This is a genomic window from Aliirhizobium cellulosilyticum, from assembly GCF_014198105.1.
In the GTDB taxonomy this organism is placed as follows: Bacteria; Pseudomonadota; Alphaproteobacteria; order Rhizobiales; family Rhizobiaceae; genus Neorhizobium; species Neorhizobium cellulosilyticum.
In genome coordinates this window covers 19276-44739 of record NZ_JACIGW010000012.1, presented here as the reverse complement: position 1 = coordinate 44739, position 25464 = coordinate 19276, and the positions used below count along the sequence as shown (strand labels likewise).

27 protein-coding genes are annotated in these 25464 nt (G+C 58.7%); 12 read left to right on the top strand and 15 right to left on the bottom strand.

From position 1 onward, the window contains the following. Window positions 1–2: 2 nt before the first annotated feature. The 6 genes from nirB to GGE33_RS25755 all read right to left on the bottom strand — a co-directional run bounded on the left by nirB (window position 3) and on the right by GGE33_RS25755 (window position 7806). A complete protein-coding gene (nirB, locus tag GGE33_RS25780) occupies window positions 3–2465 on the bottom strand; it encodes a nitrite reductase large subunit NirB (protein ID WP_183829912.1) in 2463 nt (820 codons plus the stop codon). 4 nt (window positions 2466–2469) lie between these two features. Beyond that, window positions 2470–3267 carry an ABC transporter ATP-binding protein gene (locus GGE33_RS25775; RefSeq protein ID WP_148144176.1) on the bottom strand — a complete coding sequence of 266 codons (798 nt, stop codon included), beginning with the start codon at window positions 3265–3267 and terminating at the stop codon, window positions 2470–2472. 10 nt (window positions 3268–3277) lie between these two features. Further along, the gene (gene ntrB / locus GGE33_RS25770) at window positions 3278–4195 is read right to left on the bottom strand and encodes a nitrate ABC transporter permease (protein ID WP_183829909.1); all 918 of its coding nucleotides are present in this window, start codon (window positions 4193–4195) and stop codon (window positions 3278–3280) included. Between the two features lie 77 nt (window positions 4196–4272). Then, on the bottom strand, window positions 4273–5571 hold the full coding sequence (locus GGE33_RS25765) for a CmpA/NrtA family ABC transporter substrate-binding protein (protein WP_183686535.1): 1299 nt from the start codon (window positions 5569–5571) through the stop codon (window positions 4273–4275). Between the two features lie 372 nt (window positions 5572–5943). Further along, a complete protein-coding gene (locus GGE33_RS25760; protein WP_183829906.1) occupies window positions 5944–7188 on the bottom strand; it encodes a CmpA/NrtA family ABC transporter substrate-binding protein in 1245 nt (414 codons plus the stop codon). A gap of 30 nt (window positions 7189–7218) precedes the next feature. Further along, the gene (locus tag GGE33_RS25755; protein ID WP_148144172.1) at window positions 7219–7806 is read right to left on the bottom strand and encodes an ANTAR domain-containing response regulator; all 588 of its coding nucleotides are present in this window, start codon (window positions 7804–7806) and stop codon (window positions 7219–7221) included. 15 nt (window positions 7807–7821) lie between these two features. Between GGE33_RS25755 and GGE33_RS25750 the strand changes: the two genes are divergently transcribed. Further along, window positions 7822–8043: a hypothetical protein gene (locus GGE33_RS25750; protein WP_183829903.1), complete on the top strand. Its 222-nt coding sequence runs from the start codon at window positions 7822–7824 to the stop codon at window positions 8041–8043. Between the two features lie 101 nt (window positions 8044–8144). On the opposite strand, the gene GGE33_RS25745 is transcribed toward GGE33_RS25750, so the two are convergent. From GGE33_RS25745 to GGE33_RS25735, 3 genes are all read right to left on the bottom strand, one after another. Further along, the gene (locus GGE33_RS25745; protein WP_183829900.1) at window positions 8145–8849 is read right to left on the bottom strand and encodes a GntR family transcriptional regulator; all 705 of its coding nucleotides are present in this window, start codon (window positions 8847–8849) and stop codon (window positions 8145–8147) included. Between the two features lie 2 nt (window positions 8850–8851). Then, complete coding sequence (locus tag GGE33_RS25740; RefSeq protein WP_183829897.1) at window positions 8852–9526, bottom strand: GntR family transcriptional regulator; 675 nt, start codon at window positions 9524–9526, stop codon at window positions 8852–8854. A gap of 94 nt (window positions 9527–9620) precedes the next feature. Next, window positions 9621–11510, bottom strand: coding sequence for a bifunctional sugar phosphate isomerase/epimerase/4-hydroxyphenylpyruvate dioxygenase family protein (locus GGE33_RS25735; RefSeq protein ID WP_183829895.1), 1890 nt, complete (start codon window positions 11508–11510; stop codon window positions 9621–9623). Between the two features lie 200 nt (window positions 11511–11710). On the opposite strand from GGE33_RS25735, the gene GGE33_RS25730 reads away from it, so the two are divergent. The 7 genes from GGE33_RS25730 to GGE33_RS25700 all read left to right on the top strand — a co-directional run bounded on the left by GGE33_RS25730 (window position 11711) and on the right by GGE33_RS25700 (window position 17162). After that, a complete protein-coding gene (locus GGE33_RS25730) occupies window positions 11711–12541 on the top strand; it encodes a transporter substrate-binding domain-containing protein (RefSeq protein WP_183686524.1) in 831 nt (276 codons plus the stop codon). 106 nt (window positions 12542–12647) lie between these two features. Further along, window positions 12648–13091: a type II 3-dehydroquinate dehydratase gene (locus GGE33_RS25725; RefSeq protein ID WP_183686522.1), complete on the top strand. Its 444-nt coding sequence runs from the start codon at window positions 12648–12650 to the stop codon at window positions 13089–13091. Between the two features lie 21 nt (window positions 13092–13112). Then, a complete protein-coding gene (locus GGE33_RS25720; protein WP_112502128.1) occupies window positions 13113–13781 on the top strand; it encodes an amino acid ABC transporter permease in 669 nt (222 codons plus the stop codon). A 12-nt stretch (window positions 13782–13793) separates the two neighbouring features. Next, a complete protein-coding gene (locus tag GGE33_RS25715) occupies window positions 13794–14435 on the top strand; it encodes an amino acid ABC transporter permease (RefSeq protein WP_112502127.1) in 642 nt (213 codons plus the stop codon). Between the two features lie 72 nt (window positions 14436–14507). Then, window positions 14508–15239 carry an amino acid ABC transporter ATP-binding protein gene (locus GGE33_RS25710; RefSeq protein WP_183686822.1) on the top strand — a complete coding sequence of 244 codons (732 nt, stop codon included), beginning with the start codon at window positions 14508–14510 and terminating at the stop codon, window positions 15237–15239. A gap of 34 nt (window positions 15240–15273) precedes the next feature. Further along, a complete protein-coding gene (locus GGE33_RS25705; RefSeq protein ID WP_183829891.1) occupies window positions 15274–16101 on the top strand; it encodes a shikimate dehydrogenase family protein in 828 nt (275 codons plus the stop codon). An 11-nt stretch (window positions 16102–16112) separates the two neighbouring features. Beyond that, the gene (locus tag GGE33_RS25700) at window positions 16113–17162 is read left to right on the top strand and encodes a Gfo/Idh/MocA family protein (protein WP_183829888.1); all 1050 of its coding nucleotides are present in this window, start codon (window positions 16113–16115) and stop codon (window positions 17160–17162) included. A gap of 41 nt (window positions 17163–17203) precedes the next feature. Here GGE33_RS25700 and GGE33_RS25695 read toward each other — a convergent pair whose 3' ends face one another. From GGE33_RS25695 to pcaD, 5 genes are read right to left on the bottom strand one after another with little or no spacing between them, the layout of a single operon-like run. Beyond that, window positions 17204–18268 carry a 3-carboxy-cis,cis-muconate cycloisomerase gene (locus GGE33_RS25695; protein ID WP_183829885.1) on the bottom strand — a complete coding sequence of 355 codons (1065 nt, stop codon included), beginning with the start codon at window positions 18266–18268 and terminating at the stop codon, window positions 17204–17206. A 40-nt stretch (window positions 18269–18308) separates the two neighbouring features. Beyond that, complete coding sequence (gene pcaG, locus GGE33_RS25690) at window positions 18309–18920, bottom strand: protocatechuate 3,4-dioxygenase subunit alpha (protein ID WP_183829969.1); 612 nt, start codon at window positions 18918–18920, stop codon at window positions 18309–18311. 2 nt (window positions 18921–18922) lie between these two features. After that, window positions 18923–19672 carry a protocatechuate 3,4-dioxygenase subunit beta gene (pcaH, locus tag GGE33_RS25685; RefSeq protein ID WP_183829882.1) on the bottom strand — a complete coding sequence of 250 codons (750 nt, stop codon included), beginning with the start codon at window positions 19670–19672 and terminating at the stop codon, window positions 18923–18925. 24 nt (window positions 19673–19696) lie between these two features. Next, on the bottom strand, window positions 19697–20086 hold the full coding sequence (pcaC, locus tag GGE33_RS25680) for a 4-carboxymuconolactone decarboxylase (RefSeq protein ID WP_183829879.1): 390 nt from the start codon (window positions 20084–20086) through the stop codon (window positions 19697–19699). Then, window positions 20083–20892 carry a 3-oxoadipate enol-lactonase gene (pcaD, locus tag GGE33_RS25675; protein ID WP_183829876.1) on the bottom strand — a complete coding sequence of 270 codons (810 nt, stop codon included), beginning with the start codon at window positions 20890–20892 and terminating at the stop codon, window positions 20083–20085. The genes pcaC and pcaD overlap by 4 nt, the downstream gene beginning before the upstream one ends. 93 nt (window positions 20893–20985) lie before the next feature. Between pcaD and pcaQ the strand changes: the two genes are divergently transcribed. After that, the gene (pcaQ, locus tag GGE33_RS25670; RefSeq protein WP_183829873.1) at window positions 20986–21900 is read left to right on the top strand and encodes a pca operon transcription factor PcaQ; all 915 of its coding nucleotides are present in this window, start codon (window positions 20986–20988) and stop codon (window positions 21898–21900) included. A 30-nt stretch (window positions 21901–21930) separates the two neighbouring features. Here pcaQ and GGE33_RS25665 read toward each other — a convergent pair whose 3' ends face one another. Further along, entirely contained in the window at window positions 21931–22692 is a 762-nt protein-coding gene (locus GGE33_RS25665; protein ID WP_183829870.1) for an IclR family transcriptional regulator domain-containing protein, read from the bottom strand. 134 nt (window positions 22693–22826) lie between these two features. Here GGE33_RS25665 and GGE33_RS25660 point away from each other — a divergent pair, with 134 nt between their 5' ends. The 3 genes from GGE33_RS25660 to pcaF are packed head-to-tail and all read left to right on the top strand — an operon-like array spanning window position 22827 to window position 25437. Continuing rightward, complete coding sequence (locus tag GGE33_RS25660; protein WP_183829868.1) at window positions 22827–23534, top strand: 3-oxoacid CoA-transferase subunit A; 708 nt, start codon at window positions 22827–22829, stop codon at window positions 23532–23534. Beyond that, window positions 23531–24220 (top strand): CoA transferase subunit B, encoded by a 690-nt coding sequence (locus GGE33_RS25655; RefSeq protein WP_183829865.1) that lies wholly within the window; start codon window positions 23531–23533, stop codon window positions 24218–24220. Before GGE33_RS25660 ends, GGE33_RS25655 begins: the two co-directional genes overlap by 4 nt. A gap of 11 nt (window positions 24221–24231) precedes the next feature. Then, window positions 24232–25437: a 3-oxoadipyl-CoA thiolase gene (pcaF, locus tag GGE33_RS25650; RefSeq protein ID WP_183829862.1), complete on the top strand. Its 1206-nt coding sequence runs from the start codon at window positions 24232–24234 to the stop codon at window positions 25435–25437. Window positions 25438–25464: the final 27 nt, after the last annotated feature.

Sequence of the window (25464 nt, the reverse complement as noted above, 5' to 3'; positions counted from 1 at the left end):
TCTCACTCCGCAGCCTGGCCGAAGCCGATCGATGCCATCGGCCGGAACTCGTGCTTGTCCTTGCCGGATACGCGCTCCGACCAGGGGTCGACCTGGGCGAATGTCTGGGAAAAGACGAAACGGTTGTAGTAACCGCGCCGTCTGTCGTGATCCTCGATGATTTGACGGCGGATCTCCTCGAGGCCGATGCGCTTGGCCCATTTGTAGATCCGTTCGAGATAGCGGGCCTGCTCCCGGTACATCTGGGTCAGGGCCACGATATGTTCGAGCGCCTCGTCCTCGCTCTTCACGAGCCCCAGAACTTCCGTGCCCTTGATGTCGAGACCCGCAGCACCGGCGAAATGGATCTCGAAGCCGCTGTCGACGCAGATGACCCCGATATCCTTGCAGGTTGCCTCGGCGCAATTTCGCGGACAGCCGGAAACCGCCATCTTCAGCTTGGCCGGCGTCCAGGAGCCCCACATGAATTTCTCGATGCGGATGCCAAGCCCGGTCGAATCCTGCGTGCCGAACCGGCACCAGTCGGAGCCGACGCAGGTTTTGACGGTACGAAGGCCCTTGGCATAGGCCTGGCCAGAGATGAAGCCGGCTTTGCCCAGATCGGCCCAGACGGCCGGCAGGTCGTGTTTCTCTATGCCGAGAAGATCGATGCGCTGGCCGCCAGTCACCTTGACCATCGGTATCTCGAACTTGTCGACAACGTCGGCAATCGCCCGCAATTCCTGCGAATTGGTGACGCCGCCCCACATGCGCGGCACGACGGAATAGGTGCCATCCTTCTGGATGTTGGCGTGGACGCGCTCGTTGATGAAACGCGACTGATAATCGTCGGCATATTCATCCGGCCAGTCGCAGACGAGGTAGTAGTTGAGCGCCGGCCGGCACTTGGCGCAGCCGCAGGAGGTTTTCCACTCCAGTTCCTGCATCACGGCGGGAATGGATTTCAGCCCCTTGGCCTTGATGAGACGGCGCACATCGTCATGGCCGAGATCGGTGCAGGCACAGATGGGCTGGACCGCTTTCGGATTGTAGGCGTCGCCGAGCGTCAGCGTCATCAGTTGCTCGACAAGGCCAGTGCAGGTGCCGCAGGAAGCCGACGCCTTGGTATGGGCGCGCACCTCGTCCAGCGTCGTCAGCCCCTTGGCCGTGATCGTCGATGTGATCTTGCCCTTGCATACGCCGTTGCAGCCGCAGATTTCTGCATCATCCGGCAAGGCTGCAACGGCCGCCATAGGGTCCAGCGGGGCTCCTCCCTGATAGGCCTGGCCAAAGATCAGGGTGTCGCGCATCTCGGAAATGTCGACGGCCTTCTTTTTCAGGTCGTTGAACCAGGCACCATCGGCGGTTTCGCCGTAAAGGACGGTGCCAATGATCCGGTTGTCCTTAAGGACGAGGCGCTTGTAGATGCCGGCCGTCGCATCGCGAAGGACGATCTCCTGGCGATCGTCGCCATCGGCGAAATCGCCGAGCGAATAGAGGTCGATACCGGTTACCTTGAGCTTGGTCGGCGTGTCGGAATGAACGAAGGCTGGCGTCGGGTCGTCGGCAAGGTGGGAGGCTGCAACGCGCGCCATCTCGTATAGCGGCGCGACGAGGCCATAGACCATGCCGCCGACCTCGGCACATTCGCCGAGCGAATAGATGTCGCCATCGGATGTTCGCATGCCGGTATCGACGACGATGCCGCGATTGACGGCAAGGCCGGCATCCCTGGCGAGATTGATGTTCGGACGGATGCCGACCGCCATGACGACCAGATTGGCCGCAATGACGGTGCCGTTATCCAGCTCCACTCCCTCGACCTTTCCGTCGCCGATGATCGCCTTGGTATTGGCCTTGCAGATCACCTTGATGCCGCGTTCCTCGACGGCCTTCTGCAGCAGGTAGCCGGCAGCGGGATCGAGCTGGCGCTCCATCAGCGTCGGCATGACATGCAGCACGGTGACGTCCATGCCGCGCAGCGCGAGGCCGGCTGCCGCTTCGAGGCCGAGAAGCCCGCCACCGATGACGACGGCCTTGGCGCGCGACTGTGCGGCAAGCAGCATGGCATCGACATCGTCGAGATCGCGATACGAGACGACGCCCGGCAGATCCTTGCCAGGAACGGGAATAATGAAGGGCACCGAGCCGGTGGCAATCACCAGCTTGTCGTAGCTCTCCGTCACACCGTGATCGGAGGTCACGGTCTTGGCATCGCGATCGATGGCGACGATCTTATGGCCCTTGTAGAGCGTAATGCCATGGTCGATGTACCAGCCGTCGCCATGAATGACGATCTGCTCGTAGGTCTTTTCGCCTGATAGGACAGGCGAGAGCATGATGCGGTCGTAATTGACGCGCGGTTCGGCGTTGAAGATAGTTACCGAATAGCGGCCGGGGGCGTGTTCGAAGAGATGTTCCAGCATGCGGCCAGGCGCCATGCCGTTGCCGATGACGACGAGTTTCTCAATTGCGGTTTCGGACATGGGTTTACTCCGCAGCTTCAACGAAGCGGTGACGTTCGTAGAGGAATTTCAACACGGCCTCGCGGCACTTGAGGTAGGTGCGGTCACCCGCAAGCTCGATGCGGTTGCGCGGCCTCGGTATGGCGACATCGAGCACCTCACCGATGTGGGCGGCCGGCCCGTTGGTCATCATCACGATGCGATCCGACAGGAGCACTGCCTCGTCGACGTCATGGGTGATCATCACCATCGTGTTGCCGAGGCGGGCGTGGATTTCCATGACCGCATCCTGAAGATGGGCGCGGGTGAGGGCGTCCAGCGCGCCGAAAGGTTCATCGAGCAGCAGGATCTTCGGCTCCATGGCAAGCGCACGGGCAATGCCGACGCGCTGTTTCATGCCGCCCGAAATCTCTGACGGGCGCTTGTCCTTGGCATGCGCCATCTGCACGAGGTCGAGATTGGCCATGACCCAGTCGTGCTTTTCGCTCTTGGTCTTGGTGGCTCTGAAGACCTTGGAGACGGCTAGATTGACATTCTCGTAGACGGTCAGCCATGGCAGCAGGGAATGGTTCTGGAACACCACGGCACGTTCCGGTCCGGGCGCGTTGACCTCTCTGTTCTCCAGGAGCACGGCGCCATTCGAAACCGGTGTCAGACCGGCGATCAGGTTGAGCAGGGTAGATTTCCCGCAGCCCGAGTGACCGATTATCGAGACGAATTCGCCCTTGTCGATGGTGAGGTTGATGTCTTTCAGCACTTCTGCCCGCGAGGCACCGCGATCGAAATACTTGTCGATGTGGTCGAGCTTGAGATAAGCGTTCATGAAAATCCCCTCAATTGGCCGAGGTGCCGCGGGTGATGAGTTTGCCGATCGCGGCCACCAGCTTGTCGAGGACGAAGCCGACGACGCCGATATAGGCGAGGGCGACGATGATGTCGGGCAGGCGCGACGAGTTCCACGCATCCCAGATGAAGAAGCCGATTCCGACACCGCCGGTCAGCATTTCGGCCGCCACGATTGCGAGCCAGGACAGGCCGACACCGATGCGAAGCCCAGTGAAGATATAAGGGGCGGCCGATGGCAGCATGATTTTGAAGAAGAATTCCAGCTGGTTGAGACGCAGTACCTTGGCGACGTTGCGATAATCCTGAGGGATATTGCGCACGCCGACAGCCGTGTTGATGATGATCGGCCAAATGGAGGTGATGAAGATCACGAAAATGGCCGAGGGATTGGCGTTCTGGAAGGCGGCAAGCGAAAGCGGTAGCCATGCGAGCGGCGGCACTGTGCGCAGGACTTGGAAGATGGGGTCGAGGCCGCGCATAGCCCAAACCGACTGGCCGATGACGGCGCCGACGACAATGCCGACCACTGCTGCCATGCCGAACCCGTAAGCGACACGCTGGAGCGAGACGAGAACCCGCCAGCCGAGGCCGATATCCTGCGAGCCGTAGTTGAAGAACGGATAGGCGATCAGGTCATAGCTTTCGGCCCATACCCGGCTCGGCGAGGGCAGGGAGGCATTGGGCGACGAACAGAGCGCTTCCCATGCCAGAAGAATGAGTAGGATCACGACCAGCGGGGGGACGACATTGCGAAGCAAGGCGCCGCCAAGTTTGGCCGCATCGAACTTAGGCATAGTTCTGCCGGTGAAGTGGACGACATTTGCCTGCGGCTTGGCGCCATCGATCGGGCCGGCGGTCGGCTCGATGCTTGCGGTTGGCGTTTCCTGTTTTGCCAGGGCTGACATTACGTGCTCCATGGAAAGGCTTGAGGAAGAAGGGGGCCGGCACGCGTCTCTGCGCGCCGGAGCGGTCTGCCGGTCGTTCAGGAGACGGTCTTGATCGTCAGGCTGTCGAGATAGGCCATCGGGTTGTCGGGATCGAAGATCTTGCCGTCGAAGAAGGTCTCTTTGCCACGCGAGGCGGAGGCTGGAATGTCGCTTGCGGCAATGCCCAGTTCCTTGGCTGCATCGCGCCACAGGTCTTCGCGATTGACCTGATCGACCAGCTTCTTGACGTCGGTGCCGGGCGCAAATGTGCCCCAGCGGATGTTTTCCGTGACAAACCAGGCATCATGGCTCTTGAAGGGGAAGGACGCCTGATCGCGCCAGAACTTCATGTAGAGGTCGGTGCTCTTGATATTCCGGCCGTTGCCGTAGTTGATGTCGCCCTTCAGGCGGCCTACCACATCCTTCGGTGGCACGTTAAACCATTGGCGGCGGCCCAGAATGTCTGCCATCTCTTCCTTATTTTCCATCTTGTCTGCCCATTGCTGGGCCTCCATGACGGCCATAAGCAGGGCCCTCGCCGCATTCGGATTCTTCTCGACCCAATCGGCGCGCAGACCGAGCGCCTTTTCCGGATGATGCTTCCAGAGTTCGCCGGTGGTACAGGCCGTAAAGCCGATACCTTGATTGACCAACTGTTCGTTCCATGGCTCTCCCACACAGAATGCGTCCATGTTGCCAACCTTCATGTTGGCGACCATCTGCGGCGGCGGAACGACGATCGTGGATACGTCCTTGTTCGGGTCGATGCCGCCGGCTGCAAGCCAGTAACGGACCCAGAGATCGTGTGTGCCGCCTGGGAAGGTCATGGCCACCTTCACCTCGTTACCGGCGGCCTTCTTCTTGGCGAATGCTTCTTTGAGCTTCGAGGCATCGAGTTCGACGCCGGTTCCCGCATATTCCGCGGCAACCGAAATGCCCTGGCTGTCGAGATTGAGGCGGGCGAGGATCGCCATCGGCACTGGCTTGTTGTTCTGGGTCACCTTGCCGGTATGCATGAGGTACGGGAGCGGCGAGAGGATATGCGCGCCGTCAATGCCATTGGCTGCGCCGCCGAGCACGAGATTGTCGCGGGTCGCTCCCCAAGAGGCCTGTTTAGTAACCTCGGCGTCCGGCAGCCCGTGTTTGTCGAAAAGGCCCTTTTCCTTCGCCACGATCAGCGCCGCGGCGTCCGTGAGCGCTATGTAGCCGAGCTTGATGCCCTTAACCTCCGGCCCCGGCGCTGCGGCAAAGGCGCCGGACGGGAAGGCTGCCTTAACTGCGCTGACGAGAGCGGCGGTGGTTGTGGTCTTCAAAATGGTGCGGCGGGTGATGCCGGTCTTCACAAATCGGGTCATAGGCAGGTTCCCTCTGCTGGTTTTTTGGAAAAAGGGCATAAAAAAACGCCGCTCGGAGATCGCGCCTCAAGGATTGGAAATCCCGGGCAGCAAAAACCTTGCGACGTCGATGTCGTTGAGAACGCTTTCGCGCGTTCATGAGCCCAGATCACCGTTGACCGGAGCAAATCTATAAAAGCAAGTAGTGTGCCAGATTGACGGCGTCAGACTATCGCGATGAAATTACTTGGATATTCTTCGGATTCGATTTGCGCCGAACCGTGAGGTCAAAGATGCTCTGCGAATATTTTGTGCTGATGCCGCCAAATATGCGCGCAAAGGATAAGCAGTACATGACACGCATCATCGCATTTATATGAGGTGTCTTCAGCCCTAAGAGGCGGCACCCTTTCCGAGCGTCGCGATATAGTCGGGTATGGCAGCAGGATCGAATACGTGCCCGTCCATGAACCGGTCGCCTTCCAGATTGCCTTCGACCGTTATATCCCGGCCCGTGGGTGCGGAACCGAGAGCGGCCTTATACAGGTCTGGTCGGTATGCGCTTGCGGCGGCAAGCAACCCTTCCTCGTTATAGGTCGTCTGGCCCCAACGGATCATCTGACTGTAAATCCAGAGCGCATGCCCCGGTTTGGGATAGTTGGCAAAACGCCGGTTAAAGGTGAAATAGTCAGGGATCAGGCGCCGGTTACCCTTCGCGTCCAGACTGAACTCGCCCGCAAGGACCTGACGGATGATGCCGATGGGTGCGGCGATATAACGGGAATCAGCTAGTGCCTCGGAAAGTCCGTCGTGGTTTTCCGGCGCGTCGCACCAGCGCGCTGCCGCGTCGAGCGCAACGATCAGACGCGAGACGGTGTCCGAATGGCTGGCGGCCCATTCCGGCCGCATGGCAACCACCTTTTCAGGCGCGGAAGGCCAGATGTCCTGTTTGGCGGCGACGATTCGTCCAACGCCGCGCTCTGATGCAACCATGTTCCAGGGTGCGCCGACGCAGAAACCGTCGATGGCGCCGGCTGCGAGGGCATCGGATGTCATCGACGGCGGCACGACGACGAGCTTCACGTCCCGATCGGGATCAATGCCGCCTGCGGCAAGCCAGTAGCGGAACTCGTAATTATGCGAGGAGAACGGGTAGGTGACCCCGAGGCGCGGCACGGCTTCACCCTGTTCGCGCATTACCTTCAGCAGACTAGCCAATGCACGGGCGTTTTCCAGCGCGCTCGCCGTTTCGGCAAGGTGGCCGACCTCCAGCATCCGTTCGAATAGGCGGAGCGACAGCGTGATTGCATTGCCGCCACGACCGAGCGAAAACGGGGTAATGGTTGGGGAGGGGTTTGAGCCGAGGCCAAGCATGGAGGCAACCGGCATGGGTGAAAGCATATGGGCGATGTCGAATTGACGAAAGGCAAGCCGATCCCGAATGTTGGCCCAGGAGACATCTTTCACCATCTCGAGTGCCAGTCCCTCTTTTCTTGCAAAGCCGAACTCTGCGGCCGCAATCAGGACGGATGCATCGACGAGCGGGATGAAGCCGGCACGCAGGATCTTTTGTTCCGGAGCGCCAATGGTGGCGGGCGCACCGAAATCATTTCCAGCCCGATCTGTTCTCTTCATCATCTTAACCCTGCATCCTCCTGCCCATATCCATCACATCAGAAGACCTGCGGCAGTCACTAGGCTTTGCGCAATTTCAGCCATTTTCTTTTTTTCGTTCATTGCTGTCTGACGCAACAATGCAAAAGCCTCCTCCTCCGAAAGGCCGCGCATTTTCATGAGTATGCCTTTAGCTCGCTCCACGACCTTACGCTCCTCAAGCGCGGATCGAGCTTCGGCTAGTTCCTGCTGTAGCCGGCTGAAGGCGTTGAAGCGGCTGACGGCCATGTCGAGGATGGATTTGACGCGTTCCTTCTTAAGGCCGTCGACAACATAAGCGGAAACGCCTGCCTCCATGGCGGACTCGATCAAGGCGGTGTCGGATCGATCCACGAACATCGCAATCGGGCGACTGACGGTGCGGGTCAGCTGGAAAAGATGTTCCATCATATCCCGGTTGGGGTTTTCGATGTCGATGATGATGACGTCCGGCTGTTGCGTCTCGATGATGCGGGCAACGCCATTGACCTCATGAATGACCGTGACATTGCTGTGACCGGCCTCGTTCAGGCCTTCCTCGATGATCGAGGCGCGGATGGCGTTTTCATCTATAACCAGAATTGTCAGATCGGATTTTGCCATTGCCACCCTCAGCCAATGGCGCTGGGCGAACAGGCGGCGAAACTTCCGGTGGCGATCAATGTCGTCCACGGCAATGAAATGGGCCTGCCTGGCGAAATGGTTGTGGTCATTCCGCAGGCAGCCGGGATAATGCGAATGAAAGGCGGATACGGCGCCAAGGATATCCCCTTTTTGACTTTGATAGGGAGAAGCAATCCGCATGCCATGCCTTCCAGCGCGCAGATCTCGACCGATTGAGTGCCTTGCGTTGGAAGGGATATGTGTCCTGCCTGTTTTATGAGCAATTCCTGTAAGTCGATTGACAAAACTTACGGCACGGCAGGAGACTCAGGGATCTGTCAAATGTTCAGAAGAAATCCCGGTTCTTTCAGAATATGCTCAACGCCCCTCTGTACGTGGCTGGTGATGATCTGCCTTGCGCCATCTGCGTCTCTCGCAAGCGCCCGTTCAAATAGCAGCTTGTGATCGTCGACGACCGCAGTGCCTCGAAAACTGCCAGCGAGCATATGATATCGAAGGAAACGATCGAAGACCGAGGACAGGTTTTGCAGGAGCGTTGTCGACTTGCTTGCCGCAACGATCGCCCGGTGAAACTCCCAGTCACATCTGACCCAGTCGATCGTGCGGGCAATATCTCCAGCGAGAAGCCTGCGCTCCACCGCAGCCAATCGATGATGCGCGGCCACGATCGAGCCTTCCCACTCAAGATCTCCGGTAGCGAATGAAAGGCCGATAGCATGGCATTCCAACACGATGCGAAGGTCGGCCAGTTCCATCAATTCTTGCCTGGATACTGGACTGACCTCAAATCCACGCTGCCCTTCTGCAAGCACAAGATTCTCTGCCGACAATCTGCAAAGGATCTCACGTAGTGACGAAATGCTGATCGAGTATCGCTCGCGAGCCTTTTCAAGCTTGATCTTGGAGCCGGGCGGCAATGTCCCGAGTATGATGTCCTGCCGCAACCGCCGAAAGACCGCATCGCTGACGGTTTCGCTGAGATCGTTCACCCGTTCGTGCTCAAATGATCGTTCTTCACGCATGATCAATCCTGAAGCGGCGACTTTCTCGCCAATGCATGTTCCACGCCTCCCTCAATGTGCAGGCCGAGGATCTTTTTCGCCGTCTTCTGGTCTCGCTCGAGGGCAGCGTCCAGAAGACGCTTGTGTTCGTCTGCAGCGATCTTGCCGCGATAGGAGAGGGCAACCATTTGGTAGCGGAGATATTTATCGAAAATGGCGGCATGGGTTTCCATCAGCAATCTCGACCCACAAGCGGAAATCAGAGCCTGGTGAAATTCCCAGTCATAGCGCTTCCAGTCTTCCGTCTGACTGGTATCGCCGCTGGCCATGACGCTTTCCATGCGGGCAAGTTTGTAATGCGCAGATACGAGCCGTGCTTCCCAGTCGACGTCACCCCTCTCGAAGGATTGCTCCAGCGCGTGTGTCTCCAATAGCAGGCGCAGTGCGGCGATCTCTTTCAAATCGGTCGATGACATCGGCGCCACATGAAAGCCGCGTTGGCCCTCCGCCACGACAAGTCCTTCGGAGGCAAGACGGTTGAGGATCTCCCTCAGCGTGCTGACGCTGGTGTCATAAGTCTCCTTGAGCTTCTCGAGCTTAAGCTTCTGACCGGGAGCGAGACGCCCGAATATGATATCGGCTCGAATTCGCTTGTAGCTGTTTTCGGCAACGGTTTCGGTGGCTAGATCGGAAAGCATGTGCGCATCTCGGAGATTTTCTCAATCCTCATACATATTTTGTCTGCTCGTTTAAACCCACCCGGTCACGCTCAACAGATTGGCCCACCATCGATCAAAGCCTCGGCAAGCCTTCCGGCCTGAGAGCCTTCTTCAATGCAGCAATGCGGAAGATGGCGTTGGCCGCGCCATATCCGCGATAGCCGCTACGTTGCACGATCTCGAAAAAGAAGCCTTCGCCGAACGTCGTGCTGTAAATCTGGAAATATTCGCCTTGGTCATCTCTGTCGTAGAGAATATTGTCGGCCTTCAATCGCTCCGTCAGGGCCGGGTCCAGGCCGAATCGAGCTTCTATATCGCCGTAATAGTTCGGAGATATGGGCAGGGGTTCGAAGCCGTTTTTGCGCAACGCGGCAACTGTCGCGAAGATGTCCTCGGTGTGAAAGGCGAGGTGCTGTATGGCCGAGCCGAACCGTTCCGCGATGAAATGGCCAGCCAATGTGCGGCGGTTCTCCGCTCCATTCAGTGTCAAGCGCAGGCTGCCTGACTTATTTTCGACCACCTGGCTGCGCACCACCCCGGACGGGTCGATGATGTCGACCATCGGCGTCTTATCGGCTTCGAATATGGAGGTGTAGAACAACAGCCAGGTCAGCATCTCATCGTAAGCGACGGTCTGGGCAACGTGATCGATATGGGCAAGATGCGCTGCGGCGATGTCCGCGTCTTCGGAAGCCGGCGTGAAGTCGATCTCCGCGAAACGGCCGAGGTTGCCTTTCTCGTCGAGGAAATAGATCAGTCCGCCGCCGACACCGCGGATCGCCGGGATCTGCACTTCGCCTTGGCTGACCAACTGCTCGAATGGTTCGGCGCCGAGCGCGATTGCGCGCGCATAGGCCGCGCCCGCATCATCGACAATCAGTGCGACCGCATAGGCAGACGTGCCGTGTACTGCAAAGGAGGCGTTTGCAAAGCCCTTTTCGTCTGTGTTGAGCAAAAGGCGGATTTTGCCCTGCTCGAAAATCGCGACTTTCTTGGAGCGATGAACCGCAGTCTTTCTGAAGCCTAGCGTCTTGAGAATGGCGGCAAGGTTTTCGCTGTCTTTTTCATCGGCAGAGAACTCGACGAACCCTATGCCCTTCACGTCGGCGCGATCCGGCATTTCCGGGACGGTTAGTGTTGAGGCATCCGGATTTCGACGAACCTGATCGCCGAGATAGACCAGCGAACGGTGACCGTCGGCCGCAATCGTCTTTGGAGAGCCGCCGCGGAACTGGTCATTGAAGATTTCCAACGACAGATAACCATCATAGCCCGTCGCGGCGATGGCTTCGGTGAACTCCCTTACGGGCAGGTCGCCTTCGCCCGGCATGTTGCGGAAATGGCGTGACCAGTAGAGCAGATCCATCTCGATCAGCGGCGCATCAGCCATCTGCACGATGAAAATCTTGTCCTTTGGTATGGAGCGGATCGATCCGACGTCGATCTTTCGTGACAGGGTGTGAAAACTGTCGAGTATGAGGCCGATATTGGGATGATCGGCGCGCCGCACGATTTCCCAGGCATCGCGGTGGTCATTGATATGCCGGCCCCATGCGAGAGCCTCGTAACCTACGCGAAGCCCGCGCTTCGCCGCCCGGTCGCCCAATTCGTGGAAATCTGCTGTAGCCCGATCGATACCGCCAAGCGATGCAGGCGAAACATTGGAGCAGACGAGGACGAGGTCGGTGCCGAGTTGCTGCATGATGTCGAATTTGCGCTCGGCGCGATCGAAAGTCCGGCTGCGCAACGGTTCCGGCATGCCCTCAAAATCCCGGAACGGTTGGAAAAGCGTGATTTCCAGTCCGTGGTCGCGAACCATTCGTCCGACATCGGCTGGACTGCCGTCGAAGGCCAGGAAATCATTTTCGAAGATCTCCACCCCGTCGAACCCGGCTGCAGCAATGGCCGCCAGTTTCTCGGGAAACTCTCCGCTGATCGACACCGTGGCAATCGATGTTTTCATTGTTTCCTCCTCCTGAAACAATCCGCTTTTTGCACTGCAAAAAATCGTAATGCAATTTCCCACACAAATGTCGAAATGCATTTTGTCGGAGATTATAGAAAAACTCTGTTGATTTGAAAATGGGCTTATGTCAATTTTGGCGTGTTACCAGCTGGAGGAGAGCTGGCAGGCCTTTTGGGCCATCAGAGGAGGAGCACCTAATGTTTGGATTCAAATTGAATCGGCGCCGTGCCTTGTTGGGCGCCGCGGCAATTGTCGCCGCAGCATCGCTTTCGCAGCCGGCTGCGGCTATCACGCCGGCCGAGATCAAGGCCAAGGGCAAGCTGGTCGTGGGCATCCAGGGCGACAACCCGCCTTGGGGTTTTGTCACGAGCGCAGGCAAGCAGGACGGCTTTGATGCCGAAATGGGCGCCCTGTTTGCCAAGGAACTCGGCGTCGAAGTGGAATTCGTTCCGCTCGAAGTCAACAACCGCATTCCCGCACTCACATCAGGCCGCGTCGACATTCTCTTCGCGACGATGGCGATGTTGCCGGATCGCGCCAAGGCCGTGCAGTTCAGCCAACCTTACAATGCGAACGCCATCGTCCTGATCGGGCCGAAGGACAAGTCGATCAAGACGAATGATGACATGGCCGGCTTGACGATCAGCGTCGCCAAGGGTGCAGCCCAGGATACTCAGGTCACCAAGAATGCCCCGCCTACCGCGACCATTCGCCGGTATGACGGGGACGCAGCAAGCGTTCAGGCATTGGCTTCCGGCCAGGTCGACGCGCTCGGCGGCAACATCTTCTATCTAGATCGCGTCGAGAAGGCAGTCCCGGGCAAATTCGAAAACAAGCTCGAATTTCAGAAGCTCTACAACGGCGCCTGCACGCGCCTGGGCGAGAAAGAGATCAATGTCGCGGTGAACGAGTTCATTGACAAGATCAAGGCCAATGGCGAACTGAAGAAGATCTACGACAAGTGGATGAAGGTTCCGGTGCCGGAGTTCCCGAAGAGCCTCGAAGGTATTCCGTTCACCGCGAAGTGAGCTCCGGCTCTTCGTAAACTCTGAATTTCGCGTGGTGGCACCCGAATGAGGTGCCAGCGTCGGCGCATGGCAAATCCTTGCGCCGACGCTGCCCGGAGTTTTTTTCATGAACAAGACGATCTTTGTCCTTAACGGACCCAACCTCAATCTTCTGGGTGAGCGGGAGCCGTCCATATACGGCACGACAACCCTTGGCGACATTCGCGAGCGATGCGAGGCGAAAGCCGCGTCTCTGGGTTTCTCGGTCGATTTTCGCCAGACGAATTTCGAGGGCGAACTGGTGGAATCTGTCCATCAGGCGCGAAAGGATGCCTGTGGCATCATCATCAATCCGGCCGGATACACTTTCACGTCCATCGCCCTGCTGGACGCACTGAAGACTTTCGACGGCGCGAAGATAGAGCTGCACATATCCAACGTGCATGCCCGCGAAAGCATCTATCACAACTCCCTGATTTCACGCACCGCGACCGGCATCATGATCGGCTTCGGAGCCCGCGGTTACGAACTGGCGATCGAAGCCATGGCCGACATGGTCGAGCCGTCCTGAGAACGCGCCGCAGGAGATATCATGAACTATACCCTTGATTTCACTCCGGTCATCGACGGTCTGCCAAACCTTCTATGGGCCTGTCTCGGAACATTCACGCTGGCCATTTGCGGCATGCTTCTGGCGATCGTGATCGGCATCGGCGGCGTCATTTTGCGCCAGTCGCCATTCAAGCCTTTGCGCTGGCTCGTGATCGGCTTCGTCGAACTGATCCGCAACACGCCGTTTCTGGTGCAGATCTTCTTCATCTATTTCGCGCTGCCGCTGGCCGGCATCCGGCTCGATCCGACGCCGACCGCGATCATCGCGCTTGGCATCAATGGCGGCGCCTATGCCATCGAAATCATTCGTGGTGGCGTGCAGTCCATTTCGAAGGGGCAGATGGAGGCGGGACTGGCGCTCGGGCTGCACAAGGCTCAGGTCTTCCGCCTGATCATCCTCAAGCCGGCACTGAGGGCGATCTATCCCTCCCTAACCAGCCAGTTCATCCTGCTGACGCTGACGACCAGCATCGCATCCGCCATCTCGGCCTACGAACTGACCTCGGTATCGCAACGGATCGAGTCCGACAGCTTCCGCAGCTTCGAGGTCTATTTCACAGTGACGGCGTTCTACCTCGTCATCTCCTGGGTGATGATGCGCATCTTCGCGCTCTTCTCCTCCCGCTATTTCAGCTACCCGGTCAGATAAGGAGGAAATCGAATGGGACGCGAAGAATTCCTTTTCCTTCTGGCAGGCCTGAAATGGACAGTCGCGCTGTCCGTAGTCGCCTTCATATGTGGCAGTATTGCGGGGCTGATAGTCGCTTTGGCGCGGACATCCGGCATCTTCATCGTCGAGCGCCTGACGGCCGGCTATATCGCGGTCTTCCAGGGCACGCCGCTTTTGATGCAGCTTTTCGTCGTCTATTACGGACTAGCCCTGATCGGCATCCAGATGGATGCGTGGGCTGCGGTGTCGGTCGGCTTGACCCTCCATGCAAGTGCCTTTCTGGGGGAAATCTGGCGAGGATCGATTGAAGCGGTCCCGCGTGGGCAGACGGAGGCCGCAAAGGCGCTGAGCCTCGGTTACGTCTCGCGGATGAAGGACGTCGTCCTTCCCCAGGCGATACGAATTTCACTTCCGGCAACGATCGGCTTCCTGGTGCAGCTCATCAAGGGAACGTCGCTCGCTTCGATCGTCGGCTTCACCGAACTCACGCGCGCCGGCAACATCATTTCAAACCAGATCTTCCAGCCATTGACCGTCTTCGGCGTGGTCGGAGCCCTCTACTTCCTGATGTGCTGCCCGCTGACCATCTACGGCGCCCATCTCGAACGCAAATTCCTGACCGCCAGCCGCTAGGCCGTGCCCGTCGAGAAATCCGGAGTTTTATGGATGAACCAGACAATGAATAGCGCAACGACAACCGAGCCGATGATCTCGCTGTCGGGCGTGGAAAAATGGTACGGCGCCTTCAAGGCGCTCGACAATATCAACATGTCTGTCGCGAAGGGCGAGAAGATTGTGCTTTGCGGCCCCTCGGGGAGCGGCAAGTCCACGCTTATCCGCTGCATCAATCACCTGGAGGCCTATCAGAAGGGTGACATCCATGTCGGCGGCATCATGCTCGGACATGGATCGAAAACGATCGATGCGGTTCGCCGCGAGGTCGGCATGGTCTTCCAGCAGTTCAATCTCTTTCCGCATTTGACCGTGTTGCAAAACTGCATGCTGGCTCCGATGAGATCACTCGGTCTCGACAAGGCGCAAGCCGAGGATCGTGCCCGCACCTTGCTGGAGCGGGTCAAGATCTCCGAGCAGGCGGAAAAATATCCCGCTCAGCTTTCCGGCGGTCAGCAGCAGCGCGTCGCCATTGCGCGTGCCCTCTGCATGCGGCCCAAGGCGATGCTGTTCGATGAACCGACATCCGCACTTGACCCGGAAATGGTCAAGGAAGTGCTCGATACGATGATCGCATTGGCCGAAGAGGGAATGACGATGATCTGCGTGACCCATGAAATGGGTTTCGCCCGTCAGGTTGCCGATCGCGTCATCTTCATGGCGAGCGGCGCGATCGTCGAGGAGGCGCCTCCGGCCGAATTCTTCTCCAATCCGAAACATGAACGCACCCGGAAGTTTCTTGGTGAAATCCTCGGGCGGCATTGATGCGATACAGGCTCATAGCCGGAAGGTAAGGCCGATGATAAGCGGCAACACAAAACTCATCGCACATCTCGGGTTCCCGACGCATTCCTTCAAGGCGCCGTTGATCTACAATCCCTATTTCGAGAAAAACGGCATCGATGCGGTTGTGGTGCCGATGGGATGTCGGCCCGATGACTACATGGCATTTCTGAAACTGGTCTTCCGCCTTTCCAATATCCATGGCGCGCTGATCACCATGCCGCACAAGATCACCACCATGGGATTGCTGGACGAAATTTCCACCAATGCGCAGGTTGCTGGAGCCTGCAACGCAGTGAAAATCGGATCGGACGGCGGCCTTGTCGGCGACATGTTCGACGGGGAAGGTTTCGTCCGCGGGATGCTGCGCAGAGGGCGGGAGATCGAGGGCAAGAGAGCGATCATGGCCGGTGCCGGAGGTGTCGGCTCGGCGATCGCCGCGTCGCTTGCCAAAGCGGGATTGGCAGAACTGGCGCTTTCCGATGCCTCCATCCCCATGATGCAGGGCCTCGTGGACCGGTTGCGTCGTCATTATCCGGGGTTGCGTGTGGAAGCCGGCAAGACCGATCCAAACGGCTACGATATCGTCATCAACGCCACGCCGCTCGGTATGAATGACAATGATCCGCTGCCTTTCGATGTATCCCGGATCGCACCTTCAGCCTTCGTTGGAGAGGTGGTGCTGAGCCGTGAGATAACGCCGTTCCTGGCTGCGGCGCGCGCTCGCGGCTGCGAATATCAGGTCGGAACAGACATGCTGTTCGAGCAGATACCGGCCTATCTCGAATTCTTCGATCTTCCCACGACGACCGCGAAGGAACTTCGCGCCGTTGCCAAATTGTGAGGGAGACTGAGATGGAGCGTGAGGCTCTCAGATTTGCGATTATGGGAGGCGGCCTGATCGGGCGTGAACATGCCGCGCTCATTGCAGCAACGCCCGGTGCGGATCTTGTCGCTATCGCAGACCCAGCGCCTGCCGCGGCACCGGTTGCGAGCGAGTTCGGGGCCAGACACTATCTCGATTATCGGACCATGCTGGACGAGATGCGGCCGGATGGCGTGATCGTTGCTCTGCCAAATGCCCTTCATGCTCAAGCGGCAATCGCCTGTGTTGAACGCGGTATCCCGTGTCTCGTGGAAAAGCCTGTGGCGGATACGCTCGAAGCTGCAAGGGATCTGGTGGCGGCGGCAGAACGAGCCGATGTTCCCGTTCTGGTGGGACACCAGCGCCGTCATAGCCCCGACATCGCCAAGGCCAAGCAATTGATCGAAGAGGGGCGTCTCGGTCGTCTGGTCGGGGTCAACGCCATGTGGCTGGCCGACAAGCCGGAGGCTTATTTCGATGCCGCCTGGCGCAAGCAAGCCGGTGGTGGGCCATTGCTCATCAACCTCATTCACGACATCGATTGCCTGCGGTTCATCTGTGGCGATATCACAGAAGTCATGGCCTTTACCTCAAATTCGGTGCGAGGCTTCGAGGTGGAGGATAGCGCCAGCGTCAGCCTGCGCTTTTCATCCGGTGCGGTTGGCACGGTTTTGATGAGCGATACGGCTGTTTCGCCCTACAATTGGGATACTGCCGCCGGACAGGCGCTGTATTTCCCGCATCAGCCGGAAAACGCCTATTTCTTCTCCGGCACCAAGGCTGCATTGGCATTGCCATCAATGGATCTTTGGAAACATGAGACGGAAGCGGGGCATTGGCAGGATCCGCTGGTCAAGCGGCACGTCACGCTGGATGGCAGCCGGGCCTATGTCAATCAGCTTGCCCATTTCATGAAAGTGGTAACCGGTGATGCCAAACCTCTCGTCTCTGCCCGTGATGGAATGATGACCTTGGCAACGATCCTGGCGATTGCGCGGTCGAGCCGGGAGAGGCGACCGGTCAACCCTTCGGATCTATGATACCCGCTGCGCCGCACTTGCCATCAAGTCAGGCGACTGGATCAATTGGATAAGCCGGGAGCCGGCGTTCCCACTCGTTCGATTTGCGCAAGCGTCTCGCCGGCCAGACGCAGCGAAGCGGCTGTTGCCATGACCATCTGCGGCAGGATCAGCCATTCGAGTGTCCAGGCTGCTCCTGAACGCTCCTGCTCATGAACCATGGCCTGATGCAATCCTGAAAGCTGGACGGCGTTGAAGCGAGCAAGCGCCACCAGTGTTTCTGCCCTCACCGGGTTTTGCTTATGCGCCATGGCGGAGGATTTTCCGCCACCGCTCATGGAAATTTCGCGGCCCGACTGGGCCATCAGCGCGAGATCCTGTCCAATCTTGCCGAGTGCGCCCGTCATCAACGACAGGTGATGGCCGATATCCGCAATTCCCTCTCGCTGGCTCTGCCATTGCCGCATGTCCGCCAACCCCAGTTCTTCAGCAAGCGCGGCACGCACCGCGGCCCCATCTAGTCTCAGCTTGTCGAGAGAACCGGCCGCACCGCCGAGCTGGACCGGAAACTCTAGGTTGTTCAGTGCTGTGAGTTGTCGCGCGAGCGGGCCACGCCAGCTCTCCACTCGATCAGAAACGCGGATCGGAATGGCCGCCTGCATACGGGTAAAGCCCATCAGCGGGTTTGATCCGAAGCGCTGATCGAGACCATCCAGAAGCGCGATTATCTGCCTTATCCGCTCAGTGAAGATCGCATGGATCGCCTTCATCCGAAGCATCAGGCTCGTGTCGATCGCATCCTGGCTGGTTGCGCCGAAATGGACATGGTTGGCCGCATCACCGCCGACCGCCTGCCTAAGCTGTTTGACGAGTTCGGGGATGACGACGGAATCCGTCCCGACGGCTGCCTTCAGCCGTGCGAGATCGGGTTCGAATGTACCGCATGCCGCCGCAATCTGTTCCGCAGCAGCTGCCGGGATAAGTCCCAGCCCCGCCTGTGCCCGCGCCAAAGCGGCTTCGAAACGAAGCATGGCCTTGATGTCCGCATCTGCTGAAAGGTGGCGAGCGATTTCCTCATCGCCGAGGAGACCCGACAGGAAGGGATGCTCGAAGGGAGAGAAGGCCATCATGTCTCCATGTCGGGTAGGCAGCCGGTTGGGCGCAGCGTCAGATATCGAGGAACACGGTTTCTTTCGGTCCCTGGAGATGGATATCGAGCGTATAGATGCTGCCGTCCTTCTGTGCGACCATTGTCTCGACCCGCTGGCGATGTTCGATGCGTAACAGCAGCGGATCGATGGCGTTCGCTTCCGCCTCGTCGGAAAAGTAGATGCGTGTATGCAGACCGATATTGATGCCGCGAGCAACGATCCAGAGCGTGATATGCGGCGCCATGGGGCGTCCGTCCTTGAACGGAACCTTGCCGGGTTTGATCGTCTCGAACTGGAAATAACCATTCTCGGCATTCGTCGGACAACGGCCCCAGCCGGTGAAGTTCGGATCAGCGGTGCCGCGCATTTCCGACGGGCTGTTGTAGAGACCGGCGCTGTCCGCCTGCCAGATTTCGGCAATCGCATCCCGCACAAGCGTATCGGCGCCGTCGAGGATGCGGCCACGCACGGTAATGCGTTCGCCCAGTGTCTGATCGTTGACCATCGTGGTTCCGAGATCGCCGTCATAGACGCCGCGAATGTCGCAGTAATTCGGCGTCAGCCCGATATGAACATAGGGGCCGGCGGTCTGCGACGGTGTTTCCTTCAACCTGTGAAGCTCCTGCACCATCAGTTGCCCTCCAGCCGGTTTTCAAAAAGGGTCGAGCGGCGTCCGCGCAGCACGATATCGAATTTGTAGGCGCGCGCATCCATCGGGATGGTCTGACCCCAGTCCAGCGGTGCGATCAGTTGTTCGATCGCTTTGCGATCCGGGATCGTGTTGACGATCGGACATTTCCAGATCATCGGGTCGCCCTCGAAATACATCTGGGTGATCAGGCGTTGGGCGAAGCCATGTCCGAAGACCGAGAAATGGATATGGGCAGGACGCCAGTCGTTGACGCCGTTCGGCCACGGATAGGGGCCGGGCTTGACGGTGCGAAACGCGTAACCCCCGTCGTCGTCGGTGATCGCACGGCCGCAACCGCCGAAATTGGGGTCAATCGCGGCAAGATAGGTTTCTTTCTTGTGGCGATAACGGCCGCCGGCATTGGCCTGCCAGAATTCCAGCAAGGCACCGCGAACAGGTTGACCTCGCTCGTCCAGCACGCGGCCATGAACGATTATCCGCTCGCCGATGGCACTTTCTCCGGGCCGGGCGTAGTTGTGGATCAGGTCATTGTCCAACTCGCCGATCATCGAATGGCCGAAAACCGGGCCGGTGATTTCCGAGATCGTGCCGTCGAGAGACAGAAGAGCGCGCTGCGGTGAGCGCAGGATCGAGGTTTTGTATTCCGGCGTCAGGGCGGGCGCGTGCCAGTCGCGGTCGCGCGCGAAAAATCCACCGGTCTCCGGCTGTTTGTTCGAATTAGCGGACATCCCTAAGGTCTCCTCCCCCGATGTCTATTCGGCGTCCATCTGTTCGTAGACGCGCTTGGCGATCTTTATGGCATGGTTTGCGGCAGGTACGCCTGCATAGATGGCGACATGCAGCAGGGCCTCGCGAACATCTTCCCGCGAAGCGCCAGTATTGGCGGTGGCCCGCACATGCATGGCAACTTCCTCGTCCTGGCCGAGTGCTGCCAGAAGCGCGATCGTGATGATCGATCGTTCCCGCTTGGTGAAGTTGGGACGTGACCAGACATGTCCCCAGGCGGCTTCCGTGATCAGCGCCTGGAAAGGCTCGTCGAAATCGGTAGAGTTGGCGATAGCTCGATCGACATGGGCATCTCCCAACACGGAACGTCGTGTCTCCATGCCCAGGCGGTGTCGGTATGTCTCAACCTCAGTCATTGAGCCTCCCCTGCGGTATTGGTGGTGTTGATGAAGTCTCGGATCAGATCGGTCAAAGCTTCGGGCTGTTCGACGCAGGGAATGTGACCTGCATCCTTGACGATCTCGAAACGCGCGCCGGGGATAAGTTCTGCCGTATTCCTGACGAGGTCTGGCGGCGTTGAGCCATCCTGGTCGCCGACGATGCAGAGGGTCGGCACGACAATGCGTGCAGCGGCCTCGGTGTAATCGGCATCACGAATTGAAGCGCAGGTTGCCGCATAACCTTCGATCGGTTGGCGAGCCAGCATGTTGCGATAACCGTGAAAGGCGATGTTGTCCGGGCTGCGGAAAGCGGGGGTGAACCACTTTTCCATGACCGCATCGACGATGCTTGCGATGCCGTGCTCTTCGACGGCCGCAATACGCGCGTTCCACATATCGGCAGAGCCGATCTTGCTGGCAGTATCGCAGAGTATCAGCGCCTTCACCAACTCGGGCCGTGTCTGGTAGATCGCCTGCGCAATAAGCCCTCCAACGGAAAGGCCGCAGATCACGGCGTTGCGCACGTTGAGCAGATCCAGGAGGCCGGCAAGATCCGCTGCATGATCCTCGATCGAATAAGGGGGCTTACCGATATCGGACAGGCCATGGCCACGCTTGTCGTAAAGGATGATCGGGAAGTCGCCGGCGAGGCGCACGATGACATCCCGCCAGATGCGAAAATCCGTGCCGAGCGAATTGGCGAATACGATGACCGGTTTATCCACCGGTCCTCCAATAACCTGATAGTGGATCGTGACGTCATTGACGCGCGCAAACTGCATTGAAAATCTCTCCCTAAATTATCTTGGTATATTGGCTCGGTTAGGTAAAATGACTTTTTAGGTGTTTTTTATATCCGAATGGTTATGTATTCGATGAGCGAGCCAAACGTTAAGTTTCGTCATCTCCAAGCCTTTATCGAGGTTGCTCGTCACAAGAGCGTCGTCAAGGCGGCCGGTTTTCTGAATGTCAGCCAGCCGGCGGTTACCAAGACCATTCGGGAACTCGAAGAGGCGCTCGGTGTCGCGCTTGTGGAGCGCGAGGGCAGGGGCATCCGGCTATCGCGTTATGGCGAGGTATTCCTGAAACATGCCGGTGCGGCGATTGCAGCTCTTCGACAGGGCGTCGATTCAGTTTCGCACGAACGGGCCGGAGAGGCGCCGCTAATACGGATCGGTGCGTTGCCGACGGTTTCCAGCCACATCATGCCGCGGGCCGTGGATCTTTTTCTGAAGGAAAAGACCGGGAGCCGCATCAAGATCGTCACTGGTGAAAACTCGGTGCTGCTGGAACAACTGCGCTTCGGCGACCTCGATCTTGTCGTGGGACGTCTGGCGGGGGCTGACAGGATGGCGGGATTTATCTTTGAGCACCTCTATTCCGAACAGGTGGTGTTTGCCGTCCGTGCCGGCCATCCGATCCCGACGTCGGGGCATTCACCGTTTTCCGAACTCGGCGACTATCCGATCCTGATGCCGACCACGTCGTCGATCATTCGGCCCTTTGTCGATCGGCTACTCATCGCCAACGGCATTTCAAGCCTGCCGAACCAGATCGAGACTGTTTCCGATAGCTTCGGTCGGGCATTCGTGCTGTCGAGCGACGCGGTTTGGATCATATCGTCCGGGGTTGTATCCCGCGATATCGGGACGGGCCTAATGCAGGCATTGCCGATCGATACAAGCGATACCCAAGGGCCCGTGGGGCTGACAATGCGGACTGACGCAATTCCCTCCATCGCGATGTCGCTTCTGATACAGACCATACGAGAAGCCGCAGGCTCTCGTTAGCTCACTTGCCTGCCTCAATTTCCCGAGGCGCTAGGAGAGCACTCCGCGAAGCTCGCGGCTTACCTGCTGAAGTGAGGGGAGGTAGGTTTCGATGACAGAAGCCATGGATTCGCTTGAGGCGGCCAACCCCGTGTTCAATGCTGCGACCACGACGCCGCGCGCATTTTTCACCGGCACCGCGACGGATCTCAATCCCTGCTCGACCTCCTGGTCGACTGCTGCATAACCTTGCGTTCGAACCAGCGCGAGTTCCTTCAAGACGTCATCGATAGTGTGGAGCGTATGGGCGGTTCTTGCCTGAAGCGGATGGGAGTTCAGAAGTTCAATCGCTTGAGTTTCGGGAAGTGCTGCAAGCATGACACGTCCGAGAGACGTGCAATAAGCGGGAAGACGCGACCCTGGCATGAGCGCAATCGACATCACCTTCCGCTGCGCAGCACGCGCGACGTAGACGATCTCTGCACCATCCAGGATGGCGACGGACGTGCTCTGGCCAATCTGTTCGGATAACTTGTCGAGCCATGGCTGGACGATGCGCGGCAGCGGCATTGAGGCAAGGCAGCCGGTGCCGAGACGCAGAACGCGCGGAGTGACCGTGAAGAACTTGCCGTCATAAGCACAATATCCGTGTTCGGCGAGCGTCAGCAGACAACGTCGGGTGGTTGCCCGATCCAAGCCGGTGATCTCTGCTGCTTCCGAAATGCTCAATCGAGGCGTTTCGGCGGTAAAGGCTTCGATCACGCGAAGCCCCTTCGCCAATCCGCCCATCATGTCGCTTTGCTTCACATTCAAGGCACCAACTCCAGATTTGTGCGATAATGCAACAAATGCATCATATCGCACAATTCCGTTGAGGTCGAGAAAGTCGAGAGGTAGCTTTCCGAAAAGCTTCGACAGAGGACGGGGCCTATTAAGGGAGGTGGCGGATGAACAAGACAAGCCTGAGCCTGGCGGCGGCTATGTCCGAAATAGGCGATGGAGCGACGGTGATGATCGGCGGCTTCGGTGGCTCCGGCGCTCCGATCGAACTCATCCACGCGCTGATCGACAAGGGTCCGAAAGACCTGACGGTCATCAACAACAATGCAGGCAATGGCCGTATCGGGATTGCGGCGATGATCGACGCGGGCATGGTCCGAAAGATGATCTGTTCGTTCCCGAAATCGTCCGACCCGCGCGCCTTTACCGACAGGTATATGGCCGGAGAAATCGAACTCGAACTTGTGCCGCAAGGCACACTCGCGGAACGCATCCGTGCCGGAGGTGCCGGCATACCGGCATTCTACACCCCGACCGCTTACGGTACGGAGCTTGCAGACGGCAAGCCGATCGGCGAATTCGACGGTCGGTATTACGTCCAGGAGCGATGGCTGAAGGCTGACTTCGCCATCATCAAGGCCCATCTCGGCGACCGTCATGGCAATCTCACCTATAACAAGGCGGCTCGTAACTTCAATCCGCTGATGTGCATGGCGGCGGCCAGCACGATCGTTCAGGTTTCGAGGATCGTCGAGGCGGGCGAAATCGATCCCGAACATGTGGTCACGCCGGGAATTTTCGTCGATCGCGTCGTCGAGGTTCCGCAGCCTCGCCAGGAAGAGGAACTCATTCGCGCCGGAGTGACCTACGCATGACCAGCATCGCTCAAGAAGAGATCAAGCTGACCAACGCCCAGATCGCCTGGCGCGCGGCGCAGGACATTGTCGATGGCGCCTATGTCAATCTCGGTATCGGCTTTCCCGAAATGGTCGCCCGCTACCAGCCGCCGGGCCGGGAGGCGATCTTCCATACGGAAAACGGGATCCTCGATTTCGGCGAGGCGCCGAAGCCGGGCGAAGAGGACTGGGACCTCATCAATGCCGGCAAAAAGGCGGTGACGCTGAAGCCGGGCGCTTCGTTCTTCCATCATGCAGACAGTTTCGCGATGGTCCGTGGTGGCCATCTCGATGTGGCGATCCTTGGCGCATTGCAGGTTGCGCAAAACGGGGATCTGGCCAACTGGCGTGTCGGCTCGAAGGGCGTTCCGGCAGTCGGTGGAGCCATGGATCTCGTACATGGCGCCAAACAGGTCTTCGTCATCACCGAGCATGTGACAAAGAACGGCGAACCCAAGCTCGTGGAAAAATGCACGTTTCCGCTGACCGGCGTGGCCTGTGTCACTCGGATCTACACCAGTCATGCCGTCATCGACATCGTTGAAGGACGCTTTGTCCTGCGGGAAAAACTTACCGCATTGAGCGTCGAAGAACTGCAGTCGATGACCGGCGCCCCGTTGCATGTCGAGGGTTCGGTCGCCGCTCTCATCGTTCCCGAAGTCTGAGGAGAATAGCAGTGGCCGAGGCTTTTATCTGCGACTACATCCGCACCCCGATTGGTCGTTTCGGCGGTTCGCTTTCCTCCGTGAGGGCTGACGACCTCGGCACCATACCGCTCAAGGCGCTCGTTGAACGAAATGCCGGCATCGACTGGGAGGCGGTTGGTGATGTGATCTACGGATGCGCCAACCAGGCAGGCGAAGACAACCGCAATGTCGCGCGGATGTCTCTGCTACTTGCGGGGCTTCCCGTATCCGTCACGGGCACGACCATCAACCGTCTGTGCGGTTCGGGAATGGATGCCGTCATCACTGCGGCGCGCGCCATCAAGTCGGGTGAGGCGGAGTTGATGATTGCGGGCGGCGTCGAAAGCATGAGCCGGGCACCGTTCGTCATGCCGAAGGCCGACGCCGCGTTTTCGCGCAACGCGGAGATCTACGACACGACAATCGGCTGGCGCTTCGTAAATCCGCTGATGAAGAAGCTTTACGGTGTCGATTCCATGCCCGAAACCGGCGAAAATGTTGCGGAAGACTATCGGATCTCTCGCGAAGATCAGGATGCGTTTGCTCTGCGCAGTCAGAACAAGGCCGCTGCCGCCCAGGAAAACGGCCGGCTTGCCCGCGAAATCACGCCGGTGACCATCCCCCAGCGCAAGGGTGAGGCACTGGTCATCTCGAAAGACGAGCATCCGCGCGCGACCACGGTCGAAGCGCTCGCCAAGCTTGGTACTCCCTTCAAGAAGGAAGGCGGAACCGTGACGGCCGGCAACGCCTCCGGCGTCAACGATGGTGCCGCGGCGCTGATTATCGCTTCGGAAGCCGCTGTCAAAAAATACGGGCTGACGCCGATCGCGCGGGTTCTGGCCGGAGCGACAGCGGGCGTTCCTCCACGTGTCATGGGCATCGGTCCAGCGCCGGCTTCCAAGAAGCTGATGGCGTTGCTCGGCCTGACGCAGGATAAGTTTGCTGTCATCGAACTGAACGAGGCGTTTGCCTCTCAAGGCCTTGCGACCTTGCGAGAACTCGGCATTGCCGATGACGATCCGCGCGTTAATCCGAATGGCGGGGCGATCGCACTTGGACATCCGCTGGGCATGTCAGGTGCGAGAATTGCCGGCACGGCCGCTCTGGAACTTTCGTCCGGCAGGGGTAACCACGCGCTCGCAACCATGTGCATCGGCGTGGGGCAGGGTATCGCGCTCGCTCTCGGGCGCGCCTGACCGCTTTTTCGGCAGGAAAACAGCAAG

What these genes read in the sequence shown, in the direction of transcription:
- nirB (WP_183829912.1), bottom strand. Translation starts at nt 2,465, where the DNA reads ATGTCCGAAACCGCAATTGAGAAACTCGTCGTCATCGGCAACGGCATG.
- GGE33_RS25775 (WP_148144176.1), bottom strand. Translation starts at nt 3,267, where the DNA reads ATGAACGCTTATCTCAAGCTCGACCACATCGACAAGTATTTCGATCGC.
- ntrB (WP_183829909.1), bottom strand. Translation starts at nt 4,195, where the DNA reads ATGTCAGCCCTGGCAAAACAGGAAACGCCAACCGCAAGCATCGAGCCG.
- GGE33_RS25765 (WP_183686535.1), bottom strand. Translation starts at nt 5,571, where the DNA reads ATGACCCGATTTGTGAAGACCGGCATCACCCGCCGCACCATTTTGAAG.
- GGE33_RS25760 (WP_183829906.1), bottom strand. Translation starts at nt 7,188, where the DNA reads ATGATGAAGAGAACAGATCGGGCTGGAAATGATTTCGGTGCGCCCGCC.
- GGE33_RS25755 (WP_148144172.1), bottom strand. Translation starts at nt 7,806, where the DNA reads ATGGCAAAATCCGATCTGACAATTCTGGTTATAGATGAAAACGCCATC.
- GGE33_RS25750 (WP_183829903.1), top strand. Translation starts at nt 7,822, where the DNA reads ATGGCGCTGGGCGAACAGGCGGCGAAACTTCCGGTGGCGATCAATGTC.
- GGE33_RS25745 (WP_183829900.1), bottom strand. Translation starts at nt 8,849, where the DNA reads ATGCGTGAAGAACGATCATTTGAGCACGAACGGGTGAACGATCTCAGC.
- GGE33_RS25740 (WP_183829897.1), bottom strand. Translation starts at nt 9,526, where the DNA reads ATGCTTTCCGATCTAGCCACCGAAACCGTTGCCGAAAACAGCTACAAG.
- GGE33_RS25735 (WP_183829895.1), bottom strand. Translation starts at nt 11,510, where the DNA reads ATGAAAACATCGATTGCCACGGTGTCGATCAGCGGAGAGTTTCCCGAG.
- GGE33_RS25730 (WP_183686524.1), top strand. Translation starts at nt 11,711, where the DNA reads ATGTTTGGATTCAAATTGAATCGGCGCCGTGCCTTGTTGGGCGCCGCG.
- GGE33_RS25725 (WP_183686522.1), top strand. Translation starts at nt 12,648, where the DNA reads ATGAACAAGACGATCTTTGTCCTTAACGGACCCAACCTCAATCTTCTG.
- GGE33_RS25720 (WP_112502128.1), top strand. Translation starts at nt 13,113, where the DNA reads ATGAACTATACCCTTGATTTCACTCCGGTCATCGACGGTCTGCCAAAC.
- GGE33_RS25715 (WP_112502127.1), top strand. Translation starts at nt 13,794, where the DNA reads ATGGGACGCGAAGAATTCCTTTTCCTTCTGGCAGGCCTGAAATGGACA.
- GGE33_RS25710 (WP_183686822.1), top strand. Translation starts at nt 14,508, where the DNA reads ATGATCTCGCTGTCGGGCGTGGAAAAATGGTACGGCGCCTTCAAGGCG.
- GGE33_RS25705 (WP_183829891.1), top strand. Translation starts at nt 15,274, where the DNA reads ATGATAAGCGGCAACACAAAACTCATCGCACATCTCGGGTTCCCGACG.
- GGE33_RS25700 (WP_183829888.1), top strand. Translation starts at nt 16,113, where the DNA reads ATGGAGCGTGAGGCTCTCAGATTTGCGATTATGGGAGGCGGCCTGATC.
- GGE33_RS25695 (WP_183829885.1), bottom strand. Translation starts at nt 18,268, where the DNA reads ATGGCCTTCTCTCCCTTCGAGCATCCCTTCCTGTCGGGTCTCCTCGGC.
- pcaH (WP_183829882.1), bottom strand. Translation starts at nt 19,672, where the DNA reads ATGTCCGCTAATTCGAACAAACAGCCGGAGACCGGTGGATTTTTCGCG.
- pcaC (WP_183829879.1), bottom strand. Translation starts at nt 20,086, where the DNA reads ATGACTGAGGTTGAGACATACCGACACCGCCTGGGCATGGAGACACGA.
- pcaD (WP_183829876.1), bottom strand. Translation starts at nt 20,892, where the DNA reads ATGCAGTTTGCGCGCGTCAATGACGTCACGATCCACTATCAGGTTATT.
- pcaQ (WP_183829873.1), top strand. Translation starts at nt 20,986, where the DNA reads ATGAGCGAGCCAAACGTTAAGTTTCGTCATCTCCAAGCCTTTATCGAG.
- GGE33_RS25660 (WP_183829868.1), top strand. Translation starts at nt 22,827, where the DNA reads ATGAACAAGACAAGCCTGAGCCTGGCGGCGGCTATGTCCGAAATAGGC.
- GGE33_RS25655 (WP_183829865.1), top strand. Translation starts at nt 23,531, where the DNA reads ATGACCAGCATCGCTCAAGAAGAGATCAAGCTGACCAACGCCCAGATC.